We start from the raw sequence: 14,631 nt of genomic DNA, 5'->3' as shown, positions 1-14,631 counted from the left end.
CATCGCTCCGGATGCCCGGAGAGTCTCGTTTATCGGGCTTGCGCGTTCAGGTGTTCGCGGACTTCGCTCGCCGTGGACAGGGCCAGCGCTTGTTGCGCCAGAGCCTCGCACTCCGCCGCGCTCCAGCGCGACAGCGTGGCCTTGACCGCGGCCAGCGCCGGCGTGCTGACCGACAGCTCGCTGACCCCCATGCCCACCAGCAGCGGCGCGGCGCGCTCGTCGGAGGCGAGGCCGCCGCAGATGCCCACCCACTTGCCGTGGGCGCGGGCGCCGTCGCAAGTCATCGCGATCATCGCCAGCACCGCCGGATGCAGCGCGTCGGCCTGCTTGGCCAACTGCGGGTGGCCGCGGTCCATCGCCAGCACGTACTGGGTCAGGTCGTTGGTGCCGATGGAGAAGAAGTCCACTTCCGGCGCGAAGCGCGCGGCCATGACGGCGGCGGACGGCACTTCCACCATGATGCCCACCTTGACGTCATGCTGGCCGCTGGCGGCCTGCTCCTCGGCCAGCACGGCCTTGGCGGCGCGCAGTTCGTCCAGCGAGGCCACCATGGGGAACATGATGTGCAAGCGGGTCAGCGGCGCGGCTTGCAGGATGGCGCGCAACTGGGTGCGCAGCAGGTCCGGGCGCTCCAGGCTGACGCGGATGCCGCGCAGGCCGAGGAAGGGGTTGTCCTCCTTGGGCAGCGGCAGGTAGGACAGCGGCTTGTCGCCGCCCACGTCCAGGGTGCGCACCACCAGCGGGCGCTCCTTGCCCAGCGCGCGGGCCACCGCGCAGTATTCCTCCGCCTGTTCCTGCTCGCTGGGCGGGGTGTCGCGGTTGTCGAATAGAAACTCCGAACGCAGCAGGCCCACGCCCTCGGCGCCCTTGGCCACCGCTTCGCGCGCGTCGGCGGCGTTGCGGATATTGACCACCACTTCGATGCGGACGCCGTCGCTGGTGCGGGCTTCCCGCTGCGACATCGCCGCCTCGGCGGCACGGCGCTCCGCGATCTGCGCGATCTCCGCCTCGGCGGTGGCCAGCTGTTCGGCGTTCGGCGCGATGCGCAGCGTGCCGCGGCCGCCGTCGATGACGACTTGTTCGCTATCGGGCAGGGCCAGCGCGGCCTGGGAGATGCCGCAGATCGCCGGGATGCCCAGAGCACGCGCCAGGATGGCCACATGGCTGGTGGCGCCGCCGGTGCGGGTACAGAAGCCCAGCACCTTGTTGGGGTCCAGCGCGGCGGTGTCGGACGGGGTCAGGTCTTCCGCGATCAGGATGGAGCCGGCAGGCACGTCCAGGCTGGCCTGCTTGACGCCGGCCAGCAGCGCCAGCACGCGGCGGCCCACGTCGCGGATGTCGTTGGCGCGTTCGCGCAGCAGCGCGTTGTCTTGCGCTTCCAGCCGCGCGGAGTAGGAACTGAAGGCGGCGCGCCAGGACCAGGCGGCGGATTTGCCGTCGGCCAGGCCGGCGTAGGTCTGCGCCAGCAGGTCCGGGTCTTGCAGCAGTTCCTGGTGCATGGACAGGATGGCCTGCTTGGCCTTGTCGGTCAGCTGGCTCTTGACCGCGTCGATCTGCTGAGCGGCTTCTTCGGTGGCGCGGGCGAAGTGTTGCTGTTCCAGGCTGGCGCCCTGGCCGAATTCCGGCACGTCGAATTCCTGCAGCCGGTGATGATAGACGCGGCCGATGGCCAGGCCGGGAGAGGCGCCGACGCCGACCAGCAGCTCGGCGCTTTCCTGTTGTTGGGCGACGGCGGCGATGGGCGCGGGCGTGGCCGGCGCTTCGTCTTCGGCCTCGCCGCAGCGGTCCAGCAGCAGCTGGGTCAGCTCGGCCAGCGCCTGTTCGGCGTCCGCGCCGACGGCTTCGATGCGCACCTTGTCGCCGTTGCGGGTGGACAGGCCCATCACGCCGACCACGGATTTGGCGTTGGCGGACTGCTCGTCCAGCAACAGGTGGATGTCGGCCTGGAAGCTTTTCGCCTTGCTGGCGAAGACCGCGGCCGGCCGGGCGTGCAGGCCGGCGGGGTTGGTGATTTCGATTTCCGGGGACAGCAGCTTGGCGCCGCCGGCCGCGGGCGCCGCGGCGGCGGCCGCGCCGGCCAGCTCCAACTCCAGCACCGCGGTCTTGCCGGCCTCGGCCAAGCCGCTGGCGCGGTGCATGGCGCTGACGGTTTCGTCGCCGTTGGTGATGATGATCTGGGTCAGCAGGCTCTGCGCGTTGCGCGCCACCATGTCCAGATTGAAGTCGATCAGCGCCTGGCCGGCGCTGACGCGTTGTCCTTGTTCCACCAGCGGCTGGAAGCCCTGGCCTTTGAGCATCACGGTGTCGATGCCGATGTGCACCATCACTTCCACGCCTTCGGGCGAGGTGATGGTGAGCGCGTGGTGCGCGGAATGGAGATTGCTGACGACGCCGGACACCGGCGCGAGCAGACTGCAGGAGGTGGGGTCCAGCGAGATGCCGTCTCCCACCATCTTGCCGGCGAACACCGGATCCGGGACGGTGTCCAGGGCGACCAGCCACCCGGAGAGGGGGGCGAGGATCTTCAGTCTTGGCAAGGGTGTGCTCATATGTAACTCCTCAGATCGGGAATTTATCAGTTGTTTTATTACGAGCGTCGGCCTGCTTCTTCATGAGCGGTTCCGCGTGGCGTGCCGGATAGGGTACACCGTACGGAAAGGCCTGTCTTGATTCGATGGCGCTGCGGCATCCATCGCGCGGCAACAGTACAGACGCTTACTGTCCAGCTGGCGATATGATGCCAATATTGTAGTTTAACTACATCGAAATAACGGTGCAGCTTGATGGCAATCAAGAAATTGCGCAAGTAGGAATTCACGTATTTGCACTAGTTCGCGCGGAGACGATGGCGGAGGGACGAGGCGGGCTGCGACGGGGATGGGTTTGGCGTGGAAATGCGAGCGTCTTGGCGGCGGGGCCCGCGGCCGGGCGGCTGTTGCATTTTTGTTATGCGCGAAATGAAAAACGGCGGCCTCTCGAGAGGGCCGCCGTCTTGGAGGCGGTCAGGCGTCGTCGTTTCAGGCCTGGCGCTTGTTGTCGCCGAGGAAGAACAGGGCCAGCGAGCCGGCGATCAGGAAGGCCGGGTATTCCCAGCCGCCGCCTTCGTTGGCGAACATCCAGCCGTGGGCGCCGTGCACCAGCACGATGGTGCCGAGCAGCAGCGGGGTCAGCGCCAGCGCCACCCAGCGGGCGAAGAAGCCGGACAGCAGCAGCAGGCCGCCGCCGACTTCGGCCAGGATGGCCAGGTAGCCGACGAAGCCGGGCAGGCCCAGGCTGGCGAAGTAGCCGGCGGTGCCGGCCGGTGTGAACACCAGCAGCTTGAGCAGGCCGTGGGACAGATACATCAGGCCCAGCGACAGGCGCAGGATCAGGGTGCCGAGGGCGGGGTTCTGGAAGCGGTTCATGGTGGGTTCCAATCAAGTTTGCGATGGAGAGCATTTGACCATGTAGAGAAAACTCAATAAATCCGCTATTAATAAAAATATTGTTTACCAATAGGAAATGATCATGGACCGCTTTTCGGAAATCCGCGCCTTCGTCTGCGTGGCGGAGCTGGGCAGTTTCGCCGCCGCCGCCGAGCGGCTGGAGCTGTCGCGGGCGATGGTGACCAAGCTGGTGTCCAGTCTGGAAGGGCGTCTGGGCGTGCGGCTCATGCATCGCACCACGCGGCGTTTGTCGCTGACCGAGGCGGGCGAGACCTATCTGGGGCAGGCCGGCGGCCTGCTGGCCGAGCTTGACGATCTGGACGCGCGTTTATCGCACGGCGCCAGCAGCCCGGTGGGGCGTTTGCGAGTGTCGGCGCCGGTGTCCTTCGGCATGCGTTATCTGGGGCGCGCGGTGGCGGGCTTTCATCTGCAGTACCCGCAGATCGAAGTGGAGCTGAACTTGAACGACAGGCGGGTGGACTTGGTGGAGGAGGGCTTCGATCTGGGGCTGCGGGTGTCGAATCTGTCCGACTCTTCCCTGGTGGCGCGCCGGTTGGCGCGGATACGGGATCTGGTCGTCGCCGCGCCCAGCTATCTGCAACGCTGCGGCACGCCGGCGACGCCGGCGGATCTGGCCGAGCATCAGTGTCTGCTGTACGCGCTGACCGCGCAGCCTAATCTATGGGATTTCACCGCGCCGGACGGCAGCAGCGGCCGGGTCAAGGTCAAGGGCATGCTGCGCGCCAACAACGGCGACATCCTGACGGACGCCGCCGTCCACGGCATGGGGGTGATCCTGCAGCCGCGTTTTCTGGTGGAGCAGGGCCTGGCGGACGGCACGTTGGTGCCGCTGCTCAGCGATTACGACTGGCACTGCCTGGACTTGTCGGCGGTGTACCCGGCGCGGCGGCACGTGCCGGGCAAGGTCCGGGCTTTCGTCGATTACCTACAGCAGTTTTTCCAGTAGCGGCGGCGCGTAGCTGATTGGCCGTGGGCTCAAAGCCGACTCATGTCGACCGCGTAAATTTCGGCGTCCTGTGAATGAACGCCGCAGTTGTGATTGATCCGCATGCTGTCGCCCAGGAACTCAAGGCTCAGGCTGTCGCCGGTCTTCTTGAGCAGCGCCAACGCGTTGCCGACGCTGGCCAGCTCTTGCCCCAGCGGCGTCTTGTTGTAGTCAAAGTGGTGGACATGGCCGCTGTCCGCTAGATCCGGCGTTTCCCCCTTGCCGCTGTAGACCATCATCGCGTGATCGAAGTGATCGCGAAGAAAAGCGGCCAGTTCGCGGTTATTGCCGACCGGACGGTCTGGCGGAGCTTGGTCGCCGCATAGCCGTCTATGGGCGTCCACAATGGAGCGCGCGCCGTCGGTCGCCGTCTCCCATTCTCCGTCGCCGTTTTTCACGGTGCCGGCGTGATAGGCGTAAAGCATTCCTGCTTTCAGCGCGTAGACCATGGTGCAGCCGGAGAGCGCGCCGGAGTTGAACAGGCAGCAATCGCCGTCCCGTAGCGCGCCGGTGTCGAACTTCACCCCCACCGTGCCTTGCAGGCCGTTGCCGATTTCGATCAGCCGCAGCGTGTCGCCGAACTGGAATTTATTGTAATAGTTGCCGATCGGCGTGCCGGGAATCAGCTCCTTGGCTTTGGCCTGGCCGCCGTGAGAGTACTTGATGAAGTCGGAGGAGACGGCGTCGCCGCCTTTTTTATCGCCCTCCCGGTCGTGGCGGACGCAGTCGACGACGCCGGCCGGAGCGGAGGCCAGGGCGCCGCCTTCGACGGAAAGCACGCCCTTGCCGATCAGCGGAGCGACGCTGCCGGACAACACTTGCGATTTATCCCGCTCGAACAAGAGCTTTTCTTGCGGCGAGGAGGTGGTGACGGTTTTGTTTTGTCTGACGTCCTGCCTGAAGTTCGCCGTGGGATCGCCGTATTTGGCGTGGTCGTGCACTACGCGGCTTTGGCTGATCAAGGCCTTTTTGGCGTGGTAAAGATTGGCTTGTTGGGTCCTGGCAGAGCTGCCGGACGAAGGCCTTGGCGCGTTTGGTCTGATCCGGGTGCAGCAGGCTGTGCAGTCGGCTGTTGTACACCACCAGGGCGCCGCTTTTGCTCAGGCCGAATCTCAGGTCTTGGGCTTTGCCCTGCTTGGCCGCCGGCTGTTGAAGCAATTGTTCGTAGATTGTTTTGATGGATATCGGACTCGATATTTTCATCTGCTGTTCCAGGCGGAATAGGGGATGGAGAAGGGCTTTCCCTCGCTGTGGCGCTGGCGCTGCTTTGGTTTCGGGCCAGGGGTCTGGCCGCGCCGACCATTGCAGCGAAAAAGGCGGGGCCTGTCTTTCAAAAAACGACGACGGGGAGGGGGAGAGCGGAGAGGAGGAAGGCGGCCGCTTAGAGCCTGTTCAAAGTCTCGCGAGCAAGGGCGAGACAAGGCGAAAACGAGCGAAAAAGCGGAATGTGCACGTGGCACCTGAGCATTTTGAGCTTGTTTTCAACGCTGTATCGCTGAAGCGCAGTAGACATTGAACAGGTTCTTAGGCCGCTGGCGGGAAAGCGTGTGCTGGGCGCGCGCTTTTTACTCGTGCATCGCCAGGAAGCCCTTGAGACGGCTTTCGATGATGCGCGGGTTTTCGCCGTTGGCGATGGAGACCAGGCCTTCCACCACCAGCTCTTTCAAGGCGACTTCCGAGGCGATCAGGTGTTTGAGCTTGTTGGCGATGGGCAGGAACAACAGGTTGGCGGAGCCGACGCCGTAGACGGTGGCGACGAAGGCGACGGCGATGCCGGCGCCCAGCTTGGACGGGTCGGACAGGTTTTCCATCACGTGGATCAGGCCCAGCACCGCGCCCAGAATGCCCATGGTCGGCGCGTAGCCGCCGGCGGATTCCCAGATGCGCGCCGCCTGCTTGCGCGCGTGTTCGAACATGGAGATCTCCACGTCCATCACCGAGCGCAAGGTGTCAGGCTCCGCGCCGTCCACCAGCATTTGCAGCGCTTTCTTGATGAAGGGGTCTTTTTGCAGATTGATGTAGCCTTCCAGCGCCAGCAGGCCGCCCTTGCGCGCGGTCTGGCTCCAGTTGATGACTTCGCGGATCATCTTGTCGTGATCCAGCACCGGCGGCTGGAAGATCCATTTGAGCATGCGCACGCCGGCGGCGAATTGCTTGGGCGTGCTTTGCAGCATCACCGCGCTGACGGTGCCGCCGATGACGATCATGAAGGCGGTCAGCTGCATCAGGGAGCCGATGTTGCCGCCCTCCAGCGCCTGCCCCGCGATAATGGCGGTCAGGCCCATCAGAATGGCTACAATGCTTATCTTGTCCACGCGAAGTTCCGGTTTTTAATGTTATGCCGCGTCAGGGTGCGGAGGGTCAGAGCCAGTCCTTGATGCGCGCGCGCAGCCGGGCGATGGCCTGGCTGTGCAGTTGGCTGACTCGCGATTCGGAGACGCCGAGCACCGCGCCGATTTCCTTCAAGTTCAATTCCTGCTCGTAATACAGGGACATCACCAACTGGTCGCGCTCCGGCAGCAGCTTGATGCCGTCTATCAGCGCCTGGCGGAAGCCGCCGTCGGCCAGCGCGGCGAACGGGTCTGGCGAGTCGTCGTCGGCGACATTGGCCACCGCGTCGGGCAGCGCGTCGCCGTCGTCGTTGGAAAAGTCTTCGAAATGCAGCAAGGTCATACCGCGGCAATCGCCCAGCATGTCCTGGTACTGTTCCAGCTCCAGCCCCATTTGCGCGGCGATTTCCGATTCCAGCGGCGAGCGGCCCAGCTGGTGTTCCAACTGGCGGATCGCGTCTTCGATCTGGCGCGAGTGGCGGCGCGCCTGGCGCGGCATCCAGTCTTCGCGACGCAGTTCGTCCAGCATGGCGCCGCGCACCCGCTGGCTGGCGAAGGTTTCGAACATCACGCCCTGGGCCGGGTCGAATTGGCGCGCGGCTTCGATCAGGCCGATGACGCCGACCTGGATCAGGTCGTCGATGTCGACCGAGGCCGGCAGCCGGGCGATCATCATGCCGGCCAGCTTCTTGACCAGCGGCGCGTAGGCCTCCACGTCGATCTCGGCGGGAGGCGAGGCGGCGGCGTAGCCGGTTCGGCGTAAGGACGGCAAGTTCATAGCGGTTTGACTCCATCCGCCTCGGCCCAGTCGCGTGAGGCGGCAATCAACAAATCCATGAATCCGGTGCCGCTGCGCGGCGTTTCCTGGGTGTCCCACTGCGGCAGCACCGCGGCCAGCTGCGAGAAGGCCATCGCGGCCTCGCTGTCCGGAAACGCCTCCATCAACGGCCGGCGCAGCGTCTGGCTGCGACGCACCGCGTTGTCCATCGGCACAAAGCCCACCCAGCGCAGCGATACCGACAGGAATTCGCCGGTGGCGGCGGACAGCCGGGTGAACAATTCGCGCGCTTCCTCCAGATGGCGCGCGCGGTTGATCAGCACATTGAAGCGCTGGCGGCCGTAGCTGCCGGACAACCTCTTGATATTAGCGTAGGCCGTTGTCAGCGACTCCGCCGCCGGCGTGAGCACTAATACCAAATTGTCGGCCACGCTGGCCGGCACCGGGTCGTGGGCGGGGCTGGGGGCGTCCACCAGCAGCACCGAGGCGTCGCGCTCCAGCGCGGCGAATTCGCTGCCCAGCCTCAGCCATAGCTGGGCGGAGAACAGCGCGCGCTCTTCCGGGCGCGCGTAGAGATTGATCAACTGAATGCCCTGGCGCGAACTCATCATCATCTCGTCCAGGCCGCCCAGGGTCAGCACCTGGCTTTCCAGCGTGGCGGTGGTGGGCACGCCCAGACGGCGCGCCTGCACCTGGCCCAGCGTGCAGTCCACCAGCAAGGGCCGCTGGCCGGCGTAGGCCAGGCCCAGCGCCAGTTCGGTGGCCAGGGTGCTGGCGCCGGCGCTGGCGGAGCCGATGAAGGCGAAACTGGGCGCGCGCGCGGACCGGGCGCTGAGCAGGCGGAGGCTGGCGGCTTGATCCTGCATCGCGCTTACAACCATCCGGCCTGGGCCGCGTTCATGATGGGCAGTTCGTCGGCCTGAAGGGTGAAGGGGGAATGCTGTTGCTGCGAACGCATCGCGCGGTCCACCAGGAAGCCGGCGTGGGCGGCGTGCAGGTCTTCCGGCACGCGCTGGCCGTTGGTGATGTAGAACAGGCGCAGCCGGTTGCGGATGATCACGTCCAGGCTGGGGCCCATCGCCACCGATTCGTCTATCTTGGACAGCACGCAGCCGGTGAGGCCGTCGCCGCGATAGCGGCGCACCACGTCTTCCAGCGTCTGGCCGTCGGCGTTGGAGGCCAGCAGCAGCAGCCGTTCTATCGGCCGGCCGGCGGTGCGGAACATTTCGATCTGCGCCAGCACGCGGGCGTCGCGCTGGCCCATGCCCACGGTGTCGATGAAGACGATGTGGCGGTTGGACAGATCGGCCAGCGTCAGTTGCAGATCGCCCTCGTTCTGGATGGAGAACACGGGTATGCCGAGAATCTTGCCGTAGATGCGCAGCTGGTCCTGGGCGCCGATCCGGTAGCTGTCGGTGGTGATCAGCGCCACGTGCTGGGCGCCGAAGCGCATGGTGGCGCGCGCGGCCAGCTTGGCGACGGTGGTGGTCTTGCCGACGCCGGTGGGGCCCACCAGCGCGTAGATGCCGCCGCGGTCCATGATTTCCTTGTCGGCGTCCGCGCATTTCAGATTGTGCATCAGCGCCGAGCGCGCCCATTTGACCGCGACATCGGCCTCGTACTGGGCCGGCATCTTTTCGATCAGCTGGCGGATCAGATGGGCGGAAAAACCCATGGCCAGCAGGTGTTTGAACAGTTCCAGGCGATTGGGCGCCTTGCCCTCCATATCGGACCAGGCGAAGCTGGCCAGCTGGCTTTGCAGCAGGCTGCGCAGCAGCTTGATCTCGTCGCCGATCTGCTTCAGCTCTTGCGCCATCACTTCCGGCTCCTCGCCGTTGTTGGCGACCGGAGGCGCGGCGGGGCGGGGCGGCGGCGCGGTTTGCGCAGGCGGCTGCACGCGCGGGGCGGCGGGCTGGGGCGCGGCTTGCGCGTACTGCGGCGGATAGGACGGCTGGGCCGGCCGCGGCGCGGCCTGGGGCTCCGGCGCGAAGGCCGGCTCGATGCGTTGACGCGGCGCTTGCGCTTCGATGCGCGGCGGCGGCGGGCTGTCCAGCGGCTCCACCGGCATGGCGTAAGTGCGGGCGATGGCGCGGTTGACCGCGGCACCGGCCGGGGTGGGCAGCGGCGTCGGCGCGCGGTTGACCACCGGCGGCGCGTTGCGCGGCGGATGCTTGCTGGAGGAAGTGGCCAGATTGGTGGCGAGGTTGGCGACGTCGGCGTCGGCCACCGCCATGATTTCCACCCCGCCGCCCATGGTGGGGCGGTTGGACAGAATCAGGGCGTCCGCGCCCAGTTCTTCTCGAACTTGTCTGAGCGCGTCACGCGTGGTTTTGCCGAAAAACTTTTTCACCACCATGTTCGATTAGCCCTTGCTTCCCCCAATTACAGCAATTATACGAATTGATTTATTGTCCGGTATCTCATTATGAGAAATAACACGCAGCTGCGGCAGCGCGCGGCGCAGGAAGCGCGCCAGCAAAGGCCGCAGTCCCGGCGCGGTCAAGAGTACCGGATTGTACCCTTGAATTTCCACTTGTTCGGTTTCCTGGGCGGCGCTGGCCAGCAGATTTTCCGCCAGGCCCGGTTCCAGGCCGCCGCCGGTCTTGGATTGCACCGCCTGCATCAGCACATTTTCCAATGTCGGCTCCAGGGTCATCAAGGGTAATTCTTGCTCGCCGGGGAATAATTGCTGGACGATGACGCGGGACAGCGCGGTGCGCACGATATTGGTCAGCTCGTCGATGTCCTGGGTGGTGGCCACGTGATCGGCCAGCGTTTCCAGTATGGTGCGGAAATCGCGGATGTGGATGCCTTCGGTCAGCAGCTGTTGCAGCACTTTTTGCAGCGTGCCTATCGGCACCACCTTGGGCACCAGATCTTCGATCAGCTTGGGCGATTCCTTGGCCTGATGATCGATCAGCGCCTGCACTTCCTCGCGGCCCAGCAATTCCGCCGCGTGGGTCTGCAGCAGATTGGAAATATGGGTGGCCACTACGGTGCTGGCGTCCACCACGGTATAGCCCAGGCTCTGCGCCTCTTCGCGCTTGCCGGCGTCTATCCAGATCGCCGGCAGGCCGAAGGCCGGATCGGTGGTGGGGGTGCCGGCCAGTTCGCCGTTGACCCGGCCCGGATTGATGGCCAGATATTGGCCGATGAAGGCTTCGCCTAGGCCCAGCTCCACGCCCTTGAGCAGGATGCGGTAGGCGTTGGGCTTGATTTCCAGGTTGTCGCGGATATGGACCGGCGGCACCAGAAAGCCCAGCTCCTGGGCGATCTTCTTGCGGATGCCGCGGATGCGGCGCAGCAGTTCGCCGTCCTGGCTGCGGTCCACCAGCGGAATCAGCCGGTAGCCCACTTCCATGCCCAGCTGGTCCACGTGCTGGACATCGTTCCAGCTGACTTCGGTCGTGGTGTGTTCCGGCGGCGGCGCGGCCTGTTGCTGCTGCTCCGCCTGCTGCGCCTCGGCCTTCTGGCGCTTCTCCATCATGCGGCCCAGCAGGCCCAGGCTGCCGGCGATCAGCAGGAAGGAGAAGTGCGGCATATTGGGGATCAGGCCGACCATGCCGATCACCGCGGCGGTGATGTAGAGCACTTGCGGCTTGGTGAACATCTGGCCGAGGAATTGCTCGGACATGTCCTTGTCGGTGCCCACGCGGGACACCACGATGCCGGCGGCGGTGGAGATGATCAGCGCCGGAATCTGCGCCACCAGGCCGTCGCCGATTGTCAGCAGGGTATAGGTCTTGGCGGCGACGCCGGCGTCCAGGTCGTGCTGGACCATGCCCACGATCAAGCCGCCGACGATGTTGATGATGATGATCAGGATGCCGGCCATGGCGTCGCCGCGCACGAACTTGGAGGCACCGTCCATCGCGCCGAAGAAGTTGGCTTCCTCGGCGATGGTGACGCGGCGCAGCCGGGCTTCGTCCTCGCCGATCAGGCCGGCGTTGAGGTCGGCGTCGATGGCCATCTGCTTGCCGGGCATCGCGTCCAGGGTGAAGCGGGCGCTCACTTCGGCGATGCGGCCGGCGCCCTTGGTGATCACCACGAAGTTGATGATGGTGATGATGACGAAGACCACGATGCCGATGGCGACGTTGTCGCCGATCAGGAAGTGGGCGAAGGATTCGATCACCTTGCCGGCGGCGTCCGGCCCGGAGTGGCCCTCCAGCAGGATGACCCGGCTGGAGGCGACGTTCAGCGACAGCCGCAGCAAGGTGGTGACCAGCAACACGGTGGGGAAGGCGGAAAAGTCCAGCGGCTTGCGCACATTGATCCCCACCAGCAGCACGATCACCGAAACGGCGATGTTGAAGGTGAAGAAGATGTCCAGCAGCACCGGCGGCAGCGGCAGCACCATCATCGCCAGAATCAGGATGATGAGCACGGGGCCGGCCAGCTGGGTGACTTTGAAGCGCTTCAGTATGTCTAGTATGGAGTCCATGCTGGATTTATGGCTCAAGCCGGTCGAATCGGTTCGTCGACCTTATCATTATGGTGGCGTCGCATCTTGCTGGCGTTTGCTTTGCGGGTCAAGCTCGGCGGGCACGTCCAGCTGGTCCGGGAACACCGGCGCCAGGCCGCCGTTGTCCTGATAGCTCTTGAGCTGGAACACATAGGCCAGCACCTGGGCGGCGGCGGAATAGAGCTTGGCCGGAATGTCCTCTCCCATTTCGGCGTGGAAGTACAGCGCGCGGGCGAAGCTGGGCGAGCGCATCACGATGACGTGGTGGTCCTTGCCGGTGTCGATGATTTTTTCCGCCAGCTTCAAAGACCCCTTGGCCACCACTTGCGGCGCGCGCATGCCGTCGTCGTACTTGATCGCCACCGCGTAGTGGGTAGGGTTGGTGACGATGACGTTGGCGCTGGGAATCTCCTGCATCATGCGCTTGCGCGCGGCTTCGCGCTGCATCTGACGGATGCGGCCCTTGACCTCGGGCGAGCCCTCGGCCTCCTTGTATTCCTGCTTGACCTCTTCCTTGGTCATGCGCAGCTTCTTGTGATAGCTCCACAGCTGGAAGGGCACGTCGATCGCCACCAGCAGAATCATCGCCGAAGTCACCACGAAGAAAGTGGTGATGATCATATCGGTCATCTTGGCGATGCCGGTGGGCAGCGGCATGGAGATCAGGCCGATGATTTCCGCGCGCTCGCGCCAGATGAACCAGGTGGCGATGCCGCCGATCAGCACGCTCTTGAGAATGGCCTTCAGCGCTTCGGTGGCGGCGTTGACCGAGAATATCCGTTTGATGCCGGGCAAGGGGTTGAGCTTGCTGAACTTGGGCTCGACGGCCTTGAAGGTGAGGTTCCAGCCGCCCACCAGCATGGGCACGAACAGCGCCACCAGCGCCAGGCCGGCCAACAGCGGCGCCAGGCTCCACAGCGCGTTGAAAATGGTTTCCTTGAAGCGGGTCAGCGCCGGCTCCACATTGTGCACCGTGGTCTGGTCGAAGGTGAGCAGCATGCGCATGGTCTGCGCCAGATTGGTGGCGATGTGGCCGCCCTGGGCCATCAGCAGCGCCACGCCGGCCATGGTGATGGCGAAGGTGGTCAGCTCGCGCGAGCGCGGGATATTGCCGTCTTCTCGGGCGAGGCCCAGCCGTTTCGCGGTCGCGGGTTCGGTGCGTTCTAGATCGGAATCTTCAGCCATGTCCGGTGTTTCATGCTTCTGTCTTGATTTTAAAGAGAATGGTAGCCGAAGCGGCGAGGCCGGGCCAGCTTTTCCGAGCCGGCTTCAAGTCGGGTACAATGGCCGGTATCAAAGATGGAATGAACACAATGCGACAGTATCTCGACCTGATGCGCCATGTGCTGGAACATGGCCACGACAAGTCCGACCGCACCGGCACCGGCACCCGTTCGGTATTCGGCCACCAGATGCGTTTCGACCTGCAACAGGGTTTTCCGCTGATCACCACCAAGAAGTGCCATCTGCGTTCCATCATCCATGAATTGCTGTGGTTCCTGTCCGGCGAGACCAATATCCGTTATCTGAAGGAAAACGGTGTGTCGATCTGGGACGAGTGGGCCGATGAAAACGGCGATCTGGGGCCGGTCTACGGCTACCAGTGGCGCAGCTGGCCGGCGCCGGACGGCCGCCACATCGATCAGATCGCCAATGTGGTGGCGATGATCAAGAACAACCCGGATTCGCGCCGCCTGATCGTGTCGGCCTGGAACCCGGCGCTGGTGGACGAGATGGCGCTGCCGCCCTGCCACAGCCTGTTCCAGTTCTACGTGGCCGACGGCAAGCTGTCCTGCCAGCTTTATCAGCGCTCCGCCGATATCTTCCTGGGCGTGCCCTTCAATATCGCCAGCTACGCCTTGCTGACCATGATGGTGGCGCAGGTGTGCGGACTGCAGCCGGGCGATTTCGTCCACACGCTGGGCGACGCGCATCTGTACAGCAACCATCTGGAGCAGACCGAGTTGCAGCTGTCGCGCGAACCGCGCGCTTTGCCGACGATGAAGATCAATCCGCAGGTCAAGGACATCTTCGGCTTCAAGTTCGAGGATTTCGAACTGGAAGGCTACGATCCGCATCCGCACATCAAAGCGGCGGTGGCGGTATGACGGCGGCCGGGAAGCCGCGCTTGACCCTGGTGGCGGCGATGGCGGCCAAGCGGGTGATAGGCATAGACAATCGCCTGCCCTGGCATTTGCCGGAGGATCTCAAGCACTTCAAGGCGGTGACGCTGGGCAAGCCGGTGATCATGGGCCGCAAGACCTGGGACTCGATAGGCCGGCCGCTGCCGGGCCGCCGCAACATCGTGGTGACGCGCCAGACGGATTGGCGCGCCGACGGCGCGGAGGCCGCGCATTCGCTGGAAGAGGCTTTGGTCCTGGCCGGCGCGGTGGAGGAGGTGTGCCTGATCGGCGGCGCCGAATTGTACCGCCAGGCGATCGCCGGCGCGGATTGCCTGTGTCTGACCGAGATCGACGGCGATTACCCGGGCGACGCCCATTTCCCCGAGGTGTCCGCCGAACTCTGGCGCGAGGACAGCCGCGAGGCGCATGTCAGCGCCGCCGGGCTGGCTTACGCCTTCGTCGATTATCTGCGGCGCTGAGATCGCGTCCTGAAACGGTTTCGCC

13 protein-coding genes are annotated in these 14,631 nt (G+C 64.9%); 4 read left to right on the top strand and 9 right to left on the bottom strand.

Annotation, left to right across the window (positions count from 1 at the left end; all coding sequences use genetic code 11):
• Window positions 1-29 precede the first annotated feature (29 nt).
• Both ptsP and DB032_RS16150 read right to left on the bottom strand, forming a co-directional pair.
• Entirely contained in the window at window positions 30-2,549 is a 2,520-nt protein-coding gene (ptsP, locus tag DB032_RS16155) for a phosphoenolpyruvate--protein phosphotransferase (RefSeq protein ID WP_107800377.1), read from the bottom strand.
• Between the two features lie 468 nt (window positions 2,550-3,017).
• Window positions 3,018-3,404: a DoxX family protein gene (locus DB032_RS16150; RefSeq protein WP_019103721.1), complete on the bottom strand. Its 387-nt coding sequence runs from the start codon at window positions 3,402-3,404 to the stop codon at window positions 3,018-3,020.
• A 103-nt stretch (window positions 3,405-3,507) separates the two neighbouring features.
• Here DB032_RS16150 and DB032_RS16145 point away from each other — a divergent pair, with 103 nt between their 5' ends.
• Window positions 3,508-4,392, top strand: a complete 885-nt coding sequence (locus tag DB032_RS16145; protein ID WP_107800376.1) for a LysR family transcriptional regulator — start codon at window positions 3,508-3,510, stop codon at window positions 4,390-4,392.
• 29 nt (window positions 4,393-4,421) lie between these two features.
• Here DB032_RS16145 and DB032_RS16140 read toward each other — a convergent pair whose 3' ends face one another.
• The gene (locus tag DB032_RS16140) at window positions 4,422-5,393 is read right to left on the bottom strand and encodes a cytotoxic necrotizing factor Rho-activating domain-containing protein (RefSeq protein WP_158274326.1); all 972 of its coding nucleotides are present in this window, start codon (window positions 5,391-5,393) and stop codon (window positions 4,422-4,424) included.
• Between the two features lie 22 nt (window positions 5,394-5,415).
• Between DB032_RS16140 and DB032_RS16135 the strand changes: the two genes are divergently transcribed.
• Window positions 5,416-5,655: a hypothetical protein gene (locus DB032_RS16135; protein WP_107800374.1), complete on the top strand. Its 240-nt coding sequence runs from the start codon at window positions 5,416-5,418 to the stop codon at window positions 5,653-5,655.
• Between the two features lie 341 nt (window positions 5,656-5,996).
• Here DB032_RS16135 and DB032_RS16130 read toward each other — a convergent pair whose 3' ends face one another.
• The 6 genes from DB032_RS16130 to flhB are packed head-to-tail and all read right to left on the bottom strand — an operon-like array spanning window position 5,997 to window position 13,189.
• Window positions 5,997-6,746 carry a flagellar motor protein gene (locus tag DB032_RS16130; RefSeq protein WP_081545394.1) on the bottom strand — a complete coding sequence of 250 codons (750 nt, stop codon included), beginning with the start codon at window positions 6,744-6,746 and terminating at the stop codon, window positions 5,997-5,999.
• 46 nt (window positions 6,747-6,792) lie between these two features.
• Window positions 6,793-7,539: an RNA polymerase sigma factor FliA gene (locus tag DB032_RS16125; RefSeq protein ID WP_107800373.1), complete on the bottom strand. Its 747-nt coding sequence runs from the start codon at window positions 7,537-7,539 to the stop codon at window positions 6,793-6,795.
• The gene (locus DB032_RS16120) at window positions 7,536-8,405 is read right to left on the bottom strand and encodes a flagellar synthesis regulator FleN (protein ID WP_107800372.1); all 870 of its coding nucleotides are present in this window, start codon (window positions 8,403-8,405) and stop codon (window positions 7,536-7,538) included. The genes DB032_RS16125 and DB032_RS16120 overlap by 4 nt, the downstream gene beginning before the upstream one ends.
• A gap of 5 nt (window positions 8,406-8,410) precedes the next feature.
• Window positions 8,411-9,895 carry a flagellar biosynthesis protein FlhF gene (gene flhF / locus DB032_RS16115; protein ID WP_107800371.1) on the bottom strand — a complete coding sequence of 495 codons (1,485 nt, stop codon included), beginning with the start codon at window positions 9,893-9,895 and terminating at the stop codon, window positions 8,411-8,413.
• A 6-nt stretch (window positions 9,896-9,901) separates the two neighbouring features.
• Window positions 9,902-11,983, bottom strand: a complete 2,082-nt coding sequence (flhA, locus tag DB032_RS16110) for a flagellar biosynthesis protein FlhA (RefSeq protein WP_107801935.1) — start codon at window positions 11,981-11,983, stop codon at window positions 9,902-9,904.
• A gap of 48 nt (window positions 11,984-12,031) precedes the next feature.
• Window positions 12,032-13,189, bottom strand: a complete 1,158-nt coding sequence (flhB, locus tag DB032_RS16105) for a flagellar biosynthesis protein FlhB (RefSeq protein WP_107800370.1) — start codon at window positions 13,187-13,189, stop codon at window positions 12,032-12,034.
• A gap of 128 nt (window positions 13,190-13,317) precedes the next feature.
• Between flhB and DB032_RS16100 the strand changes: the two genes are divergently transcribed.
• Both DB032_RS16100 and DB032_RS16095 read left to right on the top strand, forming a co-directional pair.
• The gene (locus tag DB032_RS16100) at window positions 13,318-14,112 is read left to right on the top strand and encodes a thymidylate synthase (protein ID WP_107800369.1); all 795 of its coding nucleotides are present in this window, start codon (window positions 13,318-13,320) and stop codon (window positions 14,110-14,112) included.
• The gene (locus tag DB032_RS16095) at window positions 14,109-14,606 is read left to right on the top strand and encodes a dihydrofolate reductase (RefSeq protein ID WP_107800368.1); all 498 of its coding nucleotides are present in this window, start codon (window positions 14,109-14,111) and stop codon (window positions 14,604-14,606) included. The genes DB032_RS16100 and DB032_RS16095 overlap by 4 nt, the downstream gene beginning before the upstream one ends.
• Window positions 14,607-14,631: the final 25 nt, after the last annotated feature.

The organism is Chromobacterium sp. Panama (assembly GCF_003052555.1).
Taxonomy (GTDB): Bacteria; Pseudomonadota; Gammaproteobacteria; order Burkholderiales; family Chromobacteriaceae; genus Chromobacterium.
This window is presented reverse-complemented; position numbering and strand designations above follow the sequence as displayed.